The organism is Intrasporangium chromatireducens Q5-1 (genome assembly GCF_000576575.1).
Lineage (GTDB): Bacteria > Actinomycetota > Actinomycetes > Actinomycetales > Dermatophilaceae > Intrasporangium_A > Intrasporangium_A chromatireducens.
Map to the genome: position 1 here is coordinate 34,023 of NZ_AWQS01000009.1, position 15,038 is coordinate 49,060.

At 71.6% G+C, this 15,038-nt stretch carries 15 protein-coding genes; 4 read left to right on the forward strand and 11 right to left on the reverse strand.

Annotated features, from left to right (window positions below; translation table 11 throughout):
- Positions 1-32: 32 nt before the first annotated feature.
- The 6 genes from N864_RS02375 to N864_RS02400 are packed head-to-tail and all read right to left on the reverse strand — an operon-like array spanning position 33 to position 6,952.
- On the reverse strand, positions 33-1,088 hold the full coding sequence (locus tag N864_RS02375; protein ID WP_034713000.1) for a nucleotidyltransferase family protein: 1,056 nt from the start codon (positions 1,086-1,088) through the stop codon (positions 33-35).
- The gene (gene neuC / locus N864_RS02380; RefSeq protein ID WP_051518090.1) at positions 1,085-2,275 is read right to left on the reverse strand and encodes a UDP-N-acetylglucosamine 2-epimerase; all 1,191 of its coding nucleotides are present in this window, start codon (positions 2,273-2,275) and stop codon (positions 1,085-1,087) included. The genes N864_RS02375 and neuC overlap by 4 nt, the downstream gene beginning before the upstream one ends.
- Positions 2,275-3,312 carry an N-acetylneuraminate synthase family protein gene (locus tag N864_RS02385; RefSeq protein WP_051518091.1) on the reverse strand — a complete coding sequence of 346 codons (1,038 nt, stop codon included), beginning with the start codon at positions 3,310-3,312 and terminating at the stop codon, positions 2,275-2,277. The genes neuC and N864_RS02385 overlap by 1 nt, the downstream gene beginning before the upstream one ends.
- Positions 3,309-4,046: a PglD-related sugar-binding protein gene (locus tag N864_RS02390; protein ID WP_081793299.1), complete on the reverse strand. Its 738-nt coding sequence runs from the start codon at positions 4,044-4,046 to the stop codon at positions 3,309-3,311. Before N864_RS02390 ends, N864_RS02385 begins: the two co-directional genes overlap by 4 nt.
- The gene (locus tag N864_RS02395) at positions 4,043-5,464 is read right to left on the reverse strand and encodes a hypothetical protein (protein ID WP_240474175.1); all 1,422 of its coding nucleotides are present in this window, start codon (positions 5,462-5,464) and stop codon (positions 4,043-4,045) included. Before N864_RS02395 ends, N864_RS02390 begins: the two co-directional genes overlap by 4 nt.
- 42 nt (positions 5,465-5,506) lie before the next feature.
- A complete protein-coding gene (locus N864_RS02400; RefSeq protein ID WP_240474176.1) occupies positions 5,507-6,952 on the reverse strand; it encodes a lipopolysaccharide biosynthesis protein in 1,446 nt (481 codons plus the stop codon).
- A 33-nt stretch (positions 6,953-6,985) separates the two neighbouring features.
- On the opposite strand from N864_RS02400, the gene N864_RS02405 reads away from it, so the two are divergent.
- The 3 genes from N864_RS02405 to N864_RS02415 are packed head-to-tail and all read left to right on the forward strand — an operon-like array spanning position 6,986 to position 9,526.
- On the forward strand, positions 6,986-7,960 hold the full coding sequence (locus tag N864_RS02405; RefSeq protein WP_034713006.1) for a Gfo/Idh/MocA family oxidoreductase: 975 nt from the start codon (positions 6,986-6,988) through the stop codon (positions 7,958-7,960).
- Positions 7,957-8,748, forward strand: a complete 792-nt coding sequence (locus tag N864_RS02410; RefSeq protein WP_034713009.1) for an acylneuraminate cytidylyltransferase family protein — start codon at positions 7,957-7,959, stop codon at positions 8,746-8,748. The genes N864_RS02405 and N864_RS02410 overlap by 4 nt, the downstream gene beginning before the upstream one ends.
- The gene (locus N864_RS02415; RefSeq protein ID WP_034713012.1) at positions 8,741-9,526 is read left to right on the forward strand and encodes an SDR family oxidoreductase; all 786 of its coding nucleotides are present in this window, start codon (positions 8,741-8,743) and stop codon (positions 9,524-9,526) included. The genes N864_RS02410 and N864_RS02415 overlap by 8 nt, the downstream gene beginning before the upstream one ends.
- A 19-nt stretch (positions 9,527-9,545) precedes the next feature.
- On the opposite strand, the gene N864_RS02420 is transcribed toward N864_RS02415, so the two are convergent.
- Positions 9,546-10,565, reverse strand: coding sequence for an LLM class F420-dependent oxidoreductase (locus tag N864_RS02420; protein WP_034713056.1), 1,020 nt, complete (start codon positions 10,563-10,565; stop codon positions 9,546-9,548).
- A 238-nt stretch (positions 10,566-10,803) separates the two neighbouring features.
- Between N864_RS02420 and N864_RS02425 the strand changes: the two genes are divergently transcribed.
- Positions 10,804-11,268, forward strand: a complete 465-nt coding sequence (locus N864_RS02425; RefSeq protein WP_034713015.1) for a CoA-binding protein — start codon at positions 10,804-10,806, stop codon at positions 11,266-11,268.
- Here the strand turns inward: N864_RS02425 and N864_RS02430 are convergent.
- From N864_RS02430 to N864_RS02445, 4 genes are all read right to left on the reverse strand, one after another.
- Positions 11,258-12,151, reverse strand: a complete 894-nt coding sequence (locus N864_RS02430; RefSeq protein ID WP_155892793.1) for a hypothetical protein — start codon at positions 12,149-12,151, stop codon at positions 11,258-11,260. The two genes, N864_RS02425 and N864_RS02430, sit on opposite strands and share 11 nt — an antisense overlap.
- 359 nt (positions 12,152-12,510) lie before the next feature.
- Positions 12,511-13,059: a 5-(carboxyamino)imidazole ribonucleotide mutase gene (gene purE, locus N864_RS02435; protein WP_034713061.1), complete on the reverse strand. Its 549-nt coding sequence runs from the start codon at positions 13,057-13,059 to the stop codon at positions 12,511-12,513.
- A 23-nt stretch (positions 13,060-13,082) separates the two neighbouring features.
- Positions 13,083-14,282, reverse strand: a complete 1,200-nt coding sequence (locus N864_RS02440; protein WP_034713064.1) for a 5-(carboxyamino)imidazole ribonucleotide synthase — start codon at positions 14,280-14,282, stop codon at positions 13,083-13,085.
- Positions 14,275-14,865, reverse strand: coding sequence for a GtrA family protein (locus tag N864_RS02445; protein ID WP_240474177.1), 591 nt, complete (start codon positions 14,863-14,865; stop codon positions 14,275-14,277). Before N864_RS02445 ends, N864_RS02440 begins: the two co-directional genes overlap by 8 nt.
- Between the last annotated feature and the right edge of the window lie 173 nt (positions 14,866-15,038).

Here is a 15,038-nt window from a genome sequence, read left to right on the forward strand (position 1 = left end):
CTCGAGACGTATGCCGTTCAGCCTGCTGCCGCTCACAGGTGGCCCTTTGCTCGGGCGAGATCCTCGGGCGTCCCCACGTCGATCCAGTCGGACCGGATCGGCCACGCCGTGACGACCTCGTCCCGTTCGAGGCACGTCTCGACGAGGCCGGGCATCGTGCTCGCGCGCCCCTCGGGCAGCCACTCCAGCGCACGTGGCTCGACGGCGTAGACCGCCGCGTTGATGTCGAAGTTGAGCGTCGGCTTCTCGACGATGCCGCTGACGCGTCCGTCCTCGCTCTCGACGACACCGAAGGGCACCTCGTGCTGGTAGCTGCGCGTCGCCACCGTGAGGACCGCGTGTGAGCGTTGGTGCACGTCGAGGAGCTTCGCCGCGTCGAACTGGACCATGAGGTCGCCGTTCATGACGAGGACCGGGTGGTCCAGGTCGGGCCGCTCCTGCCTGAGAAGAGTGAGCGAACCGGCCGTGCCGAGTGGCCGCTCCGGGTCCTCACGCAGGTAGCGGACGGTGCAGCCGAGCCGGCTGCCGTCGCGGAGGTGCTCCTCGATCTGCTCCGCGAGGTAGTTGACGCTGACGTAGATGTCCCGGATGCCGTCACCAACGAGCCCGAGCACGATCCACTCGAGGATCGTGCGGCCGGCGACCGTCATGAGCGGCTTGGGCGTGTTCTTGGTCAGCTCGCCGAGGCGCGTCCCCCGGCCACCGGCCATGATGACCGCGACGTTCGGCAGAGCGTCGGCCCCGACGACGTCGGACAGGGTGTGCAGGCCCACGAGCACGCCGTCCGCGTCGACCTCCGGCACGGCCGAGATCCGCAGCGCCGACATCAGGTCGAGCACTGCGGCCCGGGACGTGCCCGACTCGACGACGTGGGGACTCGTGGTCGCGTGCTCGAGCGCCGGCGCGTCGAGGCCGACGCCCCTCAGCAGGGCGCGGCGAAGATCCCCGTCGGTGACGAGCCCGAAGAGGCGATCCTCCTCGTCGACGAGGAGGCAGACGGAGGTGGCGCTCCGGTCGATGACGATGAGCGCGTCGCGGATGCTCGCCGCCCTGGGCGCGCAACCGGCCCGGAGGTCCCGTGACGTCATCCGTTGCGCTCCTTCTGGGTGCAGTCCAGGTCGACGAACGGCTTCGCCCGACCGGCGGATCCTGCACGTCGAACGATATCGAGGATGCGCTCCGCGGCTTCGCCGGTGCCATACGGGTTGGACGCGTGACCGGTACGCTCCCGGAAGTCGGGTGACAGTGCCTCCCGGAGGGCGTGTGCGACATGGCTCCGTCCCTCGCGGCTGTGCAGCACGTTCTCGCCGCGCAGCCGCCCAAGCTGCCGGTCGCCGACGTCGACGGCGGGCACCCGCACGGTGGCGGCCTCAATGATTCCCGACGAGGAGTTGCCGACGACGACGTCGACCGCCGCGAGGACGCGGGGATAGTCCCGACCGAGCGCAGGCACAACCGCGAGCCGATCGGCATGGGCATGGCCCAGCTCGTCGAGCGCGGCGAGGATGCCCTCACGGCCGGCGTCCATCCCGGGATGTGTCGCGATGACCGTGCCGCAGACCTCCAAGGTGGCCTCGAGTGCTTCTCGGGACCAGGGACCGACGCGTGCTACTCCAGCCGTCGTCGCGGGGTGGTAGGTGAAGAGGGCAAGGGGACGCTGGATCGCGGGTAGCCCTGTCAGACAGGCGATCTCGTGGTCGCTCATGGGCCGGACCGAGGTCAGCCGGTCCAGGCCCGGCGCTCCGGTCACGTGGACCCGCTGCTCCGGCTCCCCCAGCTGGCGCAGTCGCGTGGCCGCGTCCGCTGATGCAACGCAGTGCTCGTCGGCCAGCTTCGTCACGGCGTGCCGGATGCGCTCGTCGACGGCCCCCTCCGTGACCTCGCCGCCGTGCAGGTGCACGATGGGGACGCCGAGCAGGAAGGCAGGCGGGACCACGTCGAGCAGCTCCCACCGGTCCCCGAGCACGACAATCACGTCGATCCCCTCGTCGCGGACCGCGCGCCCCACGCCAGCAGCCAGGCGGGCACCCTGTGCGACCTGCGCGTCGGCAGTGACAGCCTTCATCGGGTCTGCGAGCGGACGCACGAGCGGTCTCCACTCCTCGGCAGTCCGGGGTCCGGGCAGCGCCGCGGCGAGGTCGTCAGCGGCGTACATGACGCCCGTGAGGACGCGCAACGTGAGGTCAGGCGCGTCGGCGATGGCGGTGATGACGGGCGCGAGCGGCCCGAGGTCTGCACGGGTGCCGACGAAGACGGCGACGACTCGGTCCGGCATCAGGGAGCGAGATCCGTGTCGGTGAGCGGTGCGCCCGCACGGACGGCCCGCGCGAGGCGCCGGCCGCCGACGTCCACGGCCGGGCTGATGCCGTCCTCGGGGCGCAGCAGGGTGAGGTCGGCACGGTTCAGCACGGTGCCGGCCGGAAGGTCGGTCGCGGCGTGCCAGGAGCGCCGCACGAGCGTGGCGTTCTCCTCCTCGGAGGGCATCCGGCGTTTGACGCCGTCGCCGAGGGCTTGAGCGAGCAGCTTCGTCTCGCGCACGTAGTGTGCGAGATCGTCGGGCTCGAGGCTCGCCAGATGGTCGGGGCCCGGCAGGGTGCGGTCGGCGGTGAAGTGCTTCTCGAGGATCGGCGCCCCCAGCGCAACCGCACCCAGGGCCGTCGTGAGGCCCGGCGTGTGGTCCGACCAGCCGACGGGCACCCCGTGCTGCTCCATCAGTCGAGGGATGACGAGCAGGTTGCACTCCTGGACCGGCGCCGGATAGGCCGACACGCAGTGGAACAGGACGAGGCCGGGAGCCTCCTGGCACGCCTCGACCGCGTCGGCGACCTCGTCGGCGGTGCCCATGCCCGTCGAGACGAGCAGCGTCACGCCGAGCGACGCGAGCGCCCGAAGGTACGGCAGGTTGGTCAGCTCGCCGGAGCTCACCTTGAGCGCCGGCACCCCCAGCCCCACGAGCAGCTCGGCACTGTCGAGGTCGAACGGGGTGGACAGGAAGGCGAGCCCTTCCTGCGCGGCGTGGTCCTGCAGCTCCGCCCAGGCGGAGGCTGGCAGCGTCAGCGCCTCGAGGAGGGAGCGCTGGTCGGCGCTGCCGCCGCGGTCACGCTGGTAGCGCGTCGTGCTCGCCGTCGCGGAGACGAGCTTGGCCGGATCGAACGTCTGGAACTTGACGGAGTCGGCGCCGGCACCCGCTGCGATGTCGACCAGCCGGTGGGCGAGCTCGAGATCGCCGTTGTGGTTGACCCCGGCCTCGGCGATCACGTGGACGGCCTGGGGCTGGGGCAGGTGCCAGCTGCCGAGGTGAACGGTTCTCATGATGCTCCTCCGGTTGCTGCGGCTGCGCTGGTGGCCGGCACGCCGAGGACGACGAGCCCGTCCTCGACGCTGCGGACGACGACTGCCCCGGCCCCCACCGTGACGTCACTGCCGACCGTCACCCGTGGCAGCACCCGGGCGCCCGACCCGACGAGCGTGCGCGGCCCGACGCTGGCACCTCCCAGCAGGGCGGCCCCCGGCGCGACGTGGACCCCGTCGCCGAGCGTGCAGTCGTGCTCGACGATGGCGCCGGTGTTGACGATGACGCCGTCGCCGACCCGGCTGGCGGGACCGACGTGGGCGTGCTCGAGCACGATCGTGCCGGCGCCCAGCACGGCGGTGCGGGCCACGGTGGCGCTCGTCGCCACGACCGCCGGGGCGACCTCCTCGATCGGGCGCCCAGCTCCTCCACCCCGGCCTGCCGTCTCCCGCAGCTGCCCCAGCGTGCGAAGCCGCGGGCCGGCGGCCCCGATCGCGACCGCGGCACGGAGCCGCTGGTCGGTGACGAGGGCGAGCCCGGCTGTGTCGTCGGCGATCACCTCGACGTGCCAGGTCGAGCCCTGCGCGTCGCCCACGACTGCGGCGACAGTCTCGCCCAGCCGTTCGAGGACGTCGACCACGGCGCGTGCGTGCCCGCCCGCGCCGAAGACGACCCACCCGGACCCGTCCACAGGCTCAGCCCCACCCCTGGTGGTCTGGCGTGGTGCCGGCTGAGCGGCATACCACTCCGTCATGCGGCGCCCCCCGCCTGGCCGAGGGCGCCGGCCGCCTCGGCGAATGCCGCACCGACGCGGCGGATGTTGCCCGCGGAGAGGACCTCGGGGACCCGCGGGGGGTCGAGGACGAGTCCCTGCCAGGAGTTGCGCACGTAGCGGTGCGCGAACCACTCCTCGATGCGCGTCTCCTCCTCGCGCAGCTCCTCCCAGCCGCGGCGCGCCACGAAGTCGGGCAGCTCGTCGGGGTCGCGCAGCCGTGCGACACAACCGAGCTCGCTCCACGGCATGGGGGCCCCGGTGACGACGGGCAGGCCGAGCAGCGCTGCCTCGAGCCCGACAGTCCCGGTGGCTGTCACCGTGAAGACCGCACGCTTCATCAGCTCGCGCGAGTCGGCGAATGGGTCGACCGTCGCGATGTTGGGGTGCACGTCGAACTGGGGCCAGAAGTCGAGGTCGCGGCGCCACATGAAGTGCGCGTGCTCCTTGACGGCGACGCCGATGCCGAGCGGCGCCAGGGCGTCGGCGAGGACCCGCGCGGTATAGGCCTGGTCGCGCCACTCCTGCCCCATGACGTCGATGCTCGACTCGGGCTGCACCTGCAGCGGCAGGAACACGAAGCGGTCGGGCACCGGGTCCCATCGACGGGTCCGGTACTCGTGCAGGTTCAGGCGCGCCTTGAGGGGGTTGAGCCAGGGCAGGCGCGCGTAGTCCGTCGGCTTCGGCAGCTGCAGGTTGCGGCCGCGGTCGCGGGCAAACTCCTTGAGCCGGTCGGTCGCCAGCCGCCAGATCTCCTGGCCCGACTCGACCTTGAGGTTCCGGGCGAAACCCATGGGCCGGCCCTGCTCCTCCCGCCACGTGGCGAGGTAGCGCTCCCCCGCAGCCACGGCGTCCGGGTCCTCGATCGGACGCTCGAAGAGCGTGATGCCCTTGGGTGCGCCGATCAGTCCGAAGCGGTCGGACGGCAGCCGTATGCCGCGTGGCCAGGTCGCGAGGCCGCCGTGGTGGGTCACGAGCCCGGCCGTGAGCAGCTCAGAGGTCACGGTGAACTCGGTCAGGGCGAGGATGGGGCCACGTCCGGCGATGGCCGCCTCGAGCTCCTCTGCCGCCAGGTTGAGGAAGTTCATGGCCGTGTCGACGCGGTTGCGGCGCAGCGCCCGCTCGCACACGAGCAGGTCGAGCACGTCGAGACCCACCCCGGCGCAGGCACGCTTGAGGGCGGCGTGCGGAGCGAGCCCGGACACGGCGTTGGCGCGGCGGGCCTGCGCGTAGGGCAGGCGCACGACCGTCGCCCGGGGCGTGTGGCGGCCGACCCAGCTGAGGTTCGCGTCGGTGCGCACGACGAGGATGAGGTCTCGGGTGTCGAACCCGGCGTGCACGAGGGCGGGGACGAGGAGATCGTCGTACCCGAGCCCCATGTGGACCAGCGGCGTCACCACGGGACGAGGGCCTCCTGAGCGATGGGATCGGGCGTCGTCATCCTAGCCACGTAGCGTGCGCAGGACGCGCGGCGCGAGGGCGACGGCGATGCCTGCGACGACGACGGCGAGAGCGGCCCGGGTCCAGGCGCCGGCGCCCGTCACCCCGAGCCAGCCGACCGCTCCAGCCGCGGCCACGGTGAGGGCGGTGAAGGTGAGCGTCGCACGGGGCCAGCGCAGCCGGGAGTGGCGGTAGGCGAAGCCGGTCGTCGCGGCGACGAGGACGAGATAGCCGAGCAGCTTCGCGACGGCGATTCCGGCGATTCCGAACGCCGACAGCGGGAGGGCGGCAAGGACGAGGAGCGCGAGAGCCGCGAGAGCCGCCCAGGCGAGCCGGCCCGTTCGTTCCGCGTCCAGGACGGCCAGGGAGCCGCCCTGGTAGAGCATGTAGAGCACGGCGACCCCCACGAGCCACGCCAGCGTGCGCACGAGGTCAGCGTGCCCGAAGCTCGCGGGCGCCATGACGGCGGCGAGCCACGGGCCGAGCAGCGCCACCCCGAGCGCGCCCAGCCCGACGACGATCGTCAGGACACTGCCCGTCCGAGCCGTGAAGCGCGCCCGCCTGTCGACGGGGTGCGACAGGACGAGGGGGCTCCACGCGTTGAACAGCGCGGTCGACAGGACGAAGGGCATGTTGCCGAGCTGGAGTGCCACCTGGTAGCCGCCGGCCGCAGCCTCCCCGAGGAGCCATCGGGCCAGCAGCACATCGCCCATGAGCAGGCCGAGCATGGCGACGGCCTGTGGTAGCAGGGGCGCAGCAAGTCGGATGCCGGCCCGGGTCCGGTCCCGCTCGACGGTGGGTGAAAGCGGCCGACCGATGACGACCGCCACGACGGCGGCGACGACGAGCACGCCCGCGTAGGCGGCGAGGTACGTCGCGGCGCTGCGGCTGCCGCGGGCGGCGATCAGCCCGGCGAGCTGGGCGACCACCGTGGCGAGCACCGCGAGCGCGAGGAAGCTGGCCGGCCGCAGCTGTGCGCGCATGAGCGACTGGGCGGCCACCACGATCGTCAGGGCGACCGCGGCGACGACGACCGCGGCGCCGACGCCGAGCGAGACCGGGGTCAGCGCGGACAGGACGAGCAGCACGACCGCGCCCGCCACGCCCACGGTGAGGGCCAGCAGGACCATCGTGCCGGCGAGGGCGCGGGCGACCCTTGGTCCCTCGCGGCCACGGTGGTGCTCCCGGATGATCACCTGCGGCAGCCCCGCCGCGGCGAGGGTGCCGACCATCTGCACGACGACGAGCCCCGTCGCGACCCGGCCGAACTCCGCCGGGCCCAGCAGGCGGGTCGCGAACGGGATGATGAGCAGGATCCCCAGGCCCTGCAGGGCCGCTCCCCCGACGTAGGCGAGGGAGTGCACGGCCACCCGCCGTGCGCTCCCGGTCCGGTCCGCCGCGGCCGGGGCGGGGTCGCCCGGGACCAGTGGATCCGGAGAATCTGCCACGATGTGAACCTACTAGGACGAAGGAGGCCGGACGTGACAGCGACCGTCGTGGTCCGCGGCGCCGGCTCCATCGGGCAGCGCCACGCGCGGGTCTTCCGCAGCCTGGGCGCCGACGTGCGGCTCTGGCCGCTCCGGTCGCGAGGTCCGCTCCGTCAGGACGAGGCCACCGGGGTCCCGCTCCTCGACGACAATTCGGGTCCGGATGCCGTCGCCGGCGCCGACCTGGTCGTCGTCGCGACCGACACCGGACGGCACGTCAGCGACACGGTCGAGGCGCTCGATCGTGGGGCGGGCCGCGTGCTCCTCGAGAAGCCCGTCGCCCCCACGCGCGCGGCTGCCGCACAGCTCGCGGCCCATCCCCGAGGGGACGACGTGTGGGTGGCCGCCCCGTTACGCGCGCACGCCGCCTTCCGGCACCTCCTTGCCGAGGTGACGCGCCTCGAGGGGCGGCTCTCGGCCCAGGTGTGGTGCCAGTCCTGGCTGCCAGACTGGCGGTCGGGTCGCGACTATCGCGAGAGCTACTCGGCACGCCCCGACGAGGGTGGCGTCCTGCGGGACCTGGTCCACGAGATCGACTACGCCATGGTCCTGTTCGGTGAGCCGAGCCTGCTCGGCGCCCACCTCGAGCACGACGGCCCCCTCGACCTGGCGGCCGAGCAGGCAGCCACCCTCCTGTGGGCCACGGCCCGTGCGACCGGGACGACGCGGCTCGACTACGTGACCCGACCCGCGTCCCGCGGCACGGTCATCCGCAGCGCCGGCGGCTCCGTCTCATGGTCCGTGGCGACGGCGCGCGTGCGATCCGCCGACGCTCGGGGGGCCACGGCCGAGCGCCACTTCCCCGAGGACCTTGACCGCGACACCGTCATGGCCACCCAGGCCCGCGCCGCGCTGGAACTGCACCCGACCACCTCAGCGGCTGAGCGGCATACCGCGGGGGCTCCGGCCACCCTCCGCGAGGGGCTGGCCGCGCTCGAGGTGTGCGACCGCGCGAGGGCTCTCTCGTGAGCCGGATCCTGGCCGTCGTACCCGCCCGGGGTGGGTCCAAGGGCCTGCCCGGCAAGAACATCCGCGAGCTGGCGGGTCTGCCGCTCATCGTCCACAGTCTGCGGGCCGCAGCACTCTCCCCGGCGGTCACGCGCTGCGTCGTGACGACCGACTCCGAGGAGATCGCGGAGGTCGCGCGGGACCACGGCGGTGACGTCCCGTTCCTGCGGCCCGCCCGGCTCGCGCAGGACGACACCCCGATGGGCCCGGTCGTGCGCCATGCGCTCGAGAGCGTGGAGCGGGAGGAGGGCCGCCCGTATGACGCTGTCCTCCTTCTCGACCCAACGAGCCCCGCGCGGGTGCCGCGCCAGTTCGACGAGGCGGCCAGACAGCTGGCCGAGAACCCGTCCCTGGACGGCGTGATCAGCGTCTCGGAGCCGACCTTCAACCCGGTCTGGGTCGGCGTCCGCCCCGCTGGGGAGTCCGGGCAGCTCGGCGAGCTGACGAGGTTCTTCGACGCGGGGACGGGCGTGACCCGCCGCCAGGACGTACCACGGTTCCTGCGGATCAACGGCAACTTCTACCTGTGGAGGGCCGACTTCGTCCGGCGGCTCGAGGGGTCCTGGTTCGACGAGGGCCGGCACGCCGGGCTGGAGATCCCCGAGGCGCAGGCCTTCTCCATCGACGACGAGTACGAGTTCCGGCTCATCGAGGCGCTCGTCGACGCCGGACTCATCGAGCTGCCCTGGCTCACCGAGCAGTCCGTCGCCGCGCACGGTGACACAGCACGAAAGGACCGTGATGGCTGACGGGAGCACCGACCTCACCGGTCGGACGGCGATCGTGACCGGTGGGGCGGGGCCGCTCGGCTCGGTCCTGTCCGACGCCCTGGCCCGGGCGGGTGCCCGGGTCGTCGTCGTCGACCTCGACGGACCGGCCTGTGCGACGACGGTGGCGGCGCTGCCCGGCACTGACCACGTCGCATGCCCGGCCGATCTTCTTGCACCCGAGGGGATTTCGGCCGTGGTGGACTGCGCCGAGGAGCTGCAGGCGTGCGACGTCCTCGTCAACAACGCCGCCTTCACGGGCACGTCCGGGGTGCCGGGTTATGCCGTGCCGTTCGAGGAGCAGACCGACGAGGCGTTCGCGCTGGCGCTGCAGCTCAACCTCCTTGCACCGTTCTCGCTGACCCGACGGCTGGCTCCCCTGCTGCGGGCCGGGGGCCACGGGAGCGTCATCAACGTCTCGAGCATCTACGGGCTCGTCGGTCCCAATATGGGCCTCTACGAGGGGACGCGCATGGGCAACCCCGCAGCCTACGCAGCCTCCAAGGGCGGCATCGCCCAGCTGACCCGTTATCTGGCAACCGTGCTCGCCCCCGACATCCGGGTCAACGCGTTCGCCCCGGGTGGGATCGCGCGCGGGCAGGACCCGGCGTTCGTGGAGCGGTACGAACGGCTCACCCCGCTCGCGCGGATGGGCACGGAGGACGACTTCCGCGGGGTCGTCACGTGGCTCGCGTCGGACGCGTCGGCGTACGTGACGGGACAGACGGTCGCCGTCGACGGCGGCTGGACGGCCTGGTGAGCCGTCCAGCCGGCACCCGTCAGCCGCGCAGGGCCGGCACGACCTGCGACTCGAACAGCTCGATCCCGGAGCGGTCGTAGGCCGCCTCGAAGAAGTTCGTGATGGCATAGCTGAGGCCCATGCCGGCAAGGCCCTTGAGCGCCTCGACGATCTGCTCGGGCGTGCCGACAGCCGGCCCGCGCCGCATCGCGGCCACGTTGCTCTCGATCCTCGCCTCAGGGATGCCGCCCTTGCGCAGCGTCTCCTCGTAGAACCGGAAGCGGTCCTCCAGCTCGGACTGCGTCTCCGCGATGAACACGTTGTAGTCGGCCGTGCGTGTGATGGAGTCGAAGTCGCGCCCGAGGTCCTCACAGTGCTTGCGCAGCACCTCGCTCTTGTGGGCGAACACCTCGGGCGTCCCGTCGACGTTCGCGTAGTCGGCGTACTGGGCGACGATCTTCAGGGTGACCTTCTCGCCGCCGCCGGCGATCCACATCGGTATGCCGTTGAGCTTGCTTCCCGGGGCAGTCGTCCCCTGGAGGGGGCGGGGGTAGCAGCGGGCCTCGTCGACCTGGTAGTAGTCGCCGTCGAGGGTGGCGCGGCCGTTGGTCCACATGTCGCGGAAGATCTGGACGCCCTCGCGCAGCCGGCCGAGCCGCTCCTTCGCAGAAGGGAACCCGTAACCGTAGGCCCGCCACTCCTGCTCGTACCAGCCGGCACCGATGCCCATCTCGACCCGGCCACCGGAAATGTGGTCGACGGTGGCAGCGACCTTGGCGAGGTACGCGGGGTTGCGGTAGCTCATGCAGGTGCACATCTGGCCGAGCCGGACGCGGTTCGTCGTGGCGGCGAGGCCGGCCATGAGCGACCAGGCCTCGTGCGTCGCCTCCTCGGTCGGGGCGGGGACGGTGTGGAAGTGGTCGAAGACCCAGATCGACTCGAAGGTGTCCCCCTCGTCGAAGTAGCGGGCGAGACCGTTCATGGCGTCCCACTGCTGGTCGGGGTCGATGCCGACGAGGTCCATCCGCCAGCCTTGGGGCACGAAGATTCCAAAGCGCATGACCGCCATCCTTGCACGGACCCAACCCCCGCCGACCGGTCACATTGCCTCCCTCGACCGGTCACCTTCCCCGCGTCGACCGGTCACATTGCCTCCCTCGACCGGTCACCTTCCCCCCGTCGACCGGTCATCTTCCTCAGCAGCCAATGCGCTCTGTGGGCTGGGCCCAACATGCTCACGCCAGATGGCGGTGACGCCGCTCCCGTTTGCTCAGGTGCCCGCATGTGAGGATGGGGGCATGACAGCCCACCGCAACGATCCAGCAGTCATCCGGGACCTGCTCACGACGCCCGCCACATGGGCGGTCGTCGGACTGGGCGACAACCCGGAGCGCACTGCCTTCGGAGTGTCGAAGTGGCTACAGCTCGAGCTCGGGATGCAGCTCATCCCGATTCACCCCAAGGCGCTGCCCGTGCACGGAGCGCAGGCCTACGCCTCCCTCGCGGATATCCCGGCCGGGACCAAGGTCAACGTGGTGGACTACTTCGTCAACAGCGAGCATGTGGCACCGCTCGTCGATGAAGCGATCGATCAGAAGGGTCGGCTGGGCATCGAGTCGCTCTGGCTGCAGCTCGGCGTCATTGACGAAGATGCCGCGGCCCGCGCAGAAGCTGCCGGCCTCCACGTCGTCATGGACACCTGCCCCAAGATCGAGTTCCCACGGCTGATACCCGGCGACGGGTCCGCGGCCGTCACCGGGTGACGAGACGCTGTTGGTGCCGTCGACGGGCCCGGCGGTCGAGCATCGCCTCCCAGTACTCCTGAGAGAAGAAGGGCGGCTCGCATGCATCAAGGTTCAGCGAGTCCTCGCTGACCCGAAGCAGCCGGGCGAACCGCAACACGCAGTCGCGACGTGCCTCCGGTGTACGCATGTCATCGGCCCAGATCTCGCCGACTCGCCAGCCATCGGCGCGGAACCCCTGGAGACGCCTCCTGTCACGACGCTTCTGGTCAGGGGCCGAATGGAACCGCGCGCCCTGGTACTCGGCCGTAACTCGGCGGCTGCGCCACAACATGTCCGCTCGGCCGAGCAGCTTGCCTCTGGCCGTCCAGACGAGGCCGTTCAGCTCCGGCTCGGGAAGGCCCGCTCTGACGAAGAGCAACCTCACCCGTGTCTCCATGCCGGACTCCGCTCCCAATCGGACCATGCGGAGGGCAGGTAGCAGCATCAGCTTGCCCCTTGGTCGGACACGCCGCAGGACGGCGTCCCGGAGCGGAGACACGTCTCCCAGCAGCTGAGCAGCGGCGTCGCCGGCGACGATGAGGTCGTCGAGGCCGACCGGGTTGCCGAGACCGGTCAGCTCCCCCAGGTCGACCCACGTATCGGAGATGCCGACCGTGAGCAGGCCCTCAACGAGGGCTGTCTCTCTGCAGTCGAGGCCGCGATGGGCCACCACCCCTTGCCGACGGATCCGGCGATCCGCACCGTCGACCATCACGTGGAGACGCTCGTCGCTTTCCATCTGTGCAGAGATCGGGAAGCCCCATAGCCGGGCGGCAGTCAGATGCGAGAAGGCGGCGCCTGCCGGCAGAACGAGGGCGAAGGCCCGGGCGCGTTCAGCCAGCCCCACCGGAGGGTCGGCCATGCGCACACCTCGGGTGGGCCTTTCCAGCTCGGGCGACTGCAGTTGCGCCAGCGACAGGCCCTGCTCGAGGCCATCCGCAAGTCGGAAGGGTCCGGTACGTAACGCGTCCGGGAGATTCAGTCCGCTCATGACCTCAGGCTGCTGCAGGGCAGGCCCAAGCGCCGCCACGCGACTCGGAGCTGTGGACAAGCCCTCTCCGCTCAAGGGCATGTGGATAAACGGCAGCGCCGCGGGCGACGCGTGAGGGGCCAGCCTGGGTCTCGACTGCGGGAGGGTGACCGGTCAACGTGGAGAAGGTGACCGGTCAACGCGGGAGAAGTGACCGGTCAAGGCGGAGAAGGTGACCGGTCGACGCGGGGTCAGAGGCCCCGGGCCACCTCATCGCGCAGCGAGGCGCCCTTCGCGTGGGCCTGGTCCCGGAGCGTGGACTGGAACGCCACCATCCGCTCGTGCACCCGTTGCCCCAGCTCGTCGCCGGACGAGCCGATGATGCGTGCGGCCAGCAGCCCGGCGTTGCGGGCCCCGCCGATCGAGACGGTCGCGACGGGGACACCGGCCGGCATCTGCACGATCGACAGCAGCGAGTCCATGCCGTCGAGGTACTTGAGGGGAACTGGCACGCCGACGACCGGCAACGGCGTGACGGACGCGAGCATGCCGGGCAGGTGGGCCGCTCCGCCGGCTCCCGCGATGATGACGCGCAGCCCGCGAGCCGCCGCCTGCTGACCGTAGGCGACCATCTCGTCGGGCATCCGGTGCGCCGAGACGACGTCGGCCTCGAAGGGGATCTCGAACTCCTGCAGGGCCCTGGCTGCCTCACGCATGACCGGCCAGTCGCTGTCGCTGCCCATGACGATGCCGACGACCGCACGCTTGGCGGACAGGTCCACGTCGCGCTCCAAGTCCATCGAGTCCGCCGAGTCCACGGGGCTCACTCCCTCACCGTTCCCCTCAGGTAGTCCGCCGCGTGCTGGGCCCGCTCGCGGGCCGACTCCAGGTCGTCGGAGGACACGTTGACGTGGCCGATCTTGCGGCTGGGCCGGACACCCTTGCCGTAGACGTGGATCTTCGCCCCGGGGTCGCGGGCCATGATATGCCGGTACGCCGAGTAGAGCTCCTCGTCCTCACCGCCCAGCACGTTGGCCATGACCGTCCACGGTGCTCGGGGCCGCGGGTCGCCCAACGGCAGGTCGAGGACCGCGCGCAGGTGCTGCTCGAACTGGCCCGTCACGGCCCCGTCCATGCTCCAGTGGCCCGAGTTGTGCGGCCGCATCGCGAGCTCGTTCACAACGTAGGACGACGACGAGGATGCCCCGCCGGGCCGGACCTCGAACATCTCGACCGCCAGGACCCCGGTCACGTCGAGCTCGCCGGCGATCCGCAGCGCCGCCTCCGTGACGACGGAGGCCAGGTCGGCGTCGAGGCCCGGCGCCGGCGCGAGCACCTCGGTGCAGATCCCCTCGGTCTGGACCGTCTCGACCACGGGCCACGCCGCGGCCTGCCCCGAGGGGCTGCGCGCCACGAGCACCGCGAGCTCGCGGACGAAGTCGACGCGCTCCTCGAGGAGCAGCCCGTCCTCGAGGGGGCCCCGGCGGCCCACCTGGGTCAGCCACTCCGCCATGTCGTCGACCGAGCTCGCGAGCAGGACGCCCTTGCCGTCATACCCTCCGCGTGGGGTCTTGGCGATGAGCGGCCAGCCGACCTCCTCGGCGAACTCCGCCACCTCCGAGGCCGTCCGCGCGACGGCCCAGCGTGGACAGGCGATCCCAAGCTCGCTCAGCCGGCGACGCATGACGAGCTTGTCCTGCGCGTGCCGCAGCGCCGCGGGCGTCGGGTGCATCACGACTCCGTCGGCCTCGAGCGCAGCCAGGACATCCTGCGGCACGTGCTCGTGGTCGAAGGTGACGACGTCGCACGACGCGGCGAACTTGCGGATCATCTCCAGATCCGTGTGCTCGCCGACGGGTGCCGACGGGATCGCGAGCGCCGCTGCGGCATAAGCGTCCTCGGCGAGGACGGACAGCTGGATGCCGAGCTCGATGGCCGGGCCCTGCATCATGCGCGCGAGCTGGCCACCGCCGACGACTCCGACGACGGGGAAACCTCCGGGGGCACGTTTCGGCTCAGTCACGACGACCAAGCGTAGTCGGGGAGCCGGCCCCGACCTCCGGCGCGCCGGGGGTCGGACGCGGGGCCCGCACTGCGGCAAAGGTCCACACCTTGTTGAGGATGAACGACAGCGGCGTCACGACCGCGATGACGATCAGCTGCGCCCAGTAGAGCCGGGTCCGCAGACCGGTCGAGTCGTCGAGGACCGAGGTGGGCAGGGCGAGGAACGAGCCCGGGTGCATCAGGAGCGTGAGCAGGACGAGCCCGATGGCCTGGCCGACGAATCCGACGACGAGGAAGGGCCAGTACTCGCGCCACCACCGTTGGTGTCCGGCGCTGTGGAAGGTCCAGGACCGGTTGAGCTGAAAGTTCCACAGGTTGGCGGCGAGGAACGCGACCGTCGAGTAGAGGTGGTACCACCGCACGTTGAAGTCCGTGAACGGGATCGGCAGGACCGCGCCGTCCGGGTCGGGGCCGAGCCGCTTCACGAGGACCAGCACGACCATGTTGACGAGCACGCCGGACGCGCCGACCATGCCGAAGCGCAGCAGGAGCACCCAGTTGTGCCGGTGGCGCACAAACAGGTAGTCCCGGATCCGGCTCACCTGCAGAGGTTAGCGTCCGCGGCTGGGTGCAACCGGACGATTCGGGCATCCCGCCCAGTCCCCCAAGAGCACCGGGTCGTATGCCGCTCAGCCAGCTCCACGTGCCGCTGGCCTCCCAGCCCGGTGAGGCCCACGACGGGTTGTGGCCTTTCGACGGACTGTGGCCTTGGGGC

Bases quoted from the DNA above. Each gene is read 5' to 3' on its own strand.
- N864_RS02375 (WP_034713000.1), bottom strand. From the start codon at position 1,088: ATGACGTCACGGGACCTCCGGGCCGGTTGCGCGCCCAGGGCGGCGAGC.
- neuC (WP_051518090.1), bottom strand. From the start codon at position 2,275: ATGCCGGACCGAGTCGTCGCCGTCTTCGTCGGCACCCGTGCAGACCTC.
- N864_RS02385 (WP_051518091.1), bottom strand. From the start codon at position 3,312: ATGAGAACCGTTCACCTCGGCAGCTGGCACCTGCCCCAGCCCCAGGCC.
- N864_RS02390 (WP_081793299.1), bottom strand. From the start codon at position 4,046: ATGACGGAGTGGTATGCCGCTCAGCCGGCACCACGCCAGACCACCAGG.
- N864_RS02415 (WP_034713012.1), top strand. From the start codon at position 8,741: ATGGCTGACGGGAGCACCGACCTCACCGGTCGGACGGCGATCGTGACC.
- N864_RS02420 (WP_034713056.1), bottom strand. From the start codon at position 10,565: ATGCGCTTTGGAATCTTCGTGCCCCAAGGCTGGCGGATGGACCTCGTC.
- N864_RS02425 (WP_034713015.1), top strand. From the start codon at position 10,804: ATGACAGCCCACCGCAACGATCCAGCAGTCATCCGGGACCTGCTCACG.
- N864_RS02430 (WP_155892793.1), bottom strand. From the start codon at position 12,151: ATGGCCGACCCTCCGGTGGGGCTGGCTGAACGCGCCCGGGCCTTCGCC.
- purE (WP_034713061.1), bottom strand. From the start codon at position 13,059: ATGGACTTGGAGCGCGACGTGGACCTGTCCGCCAAGCGTGCGGTCGTC.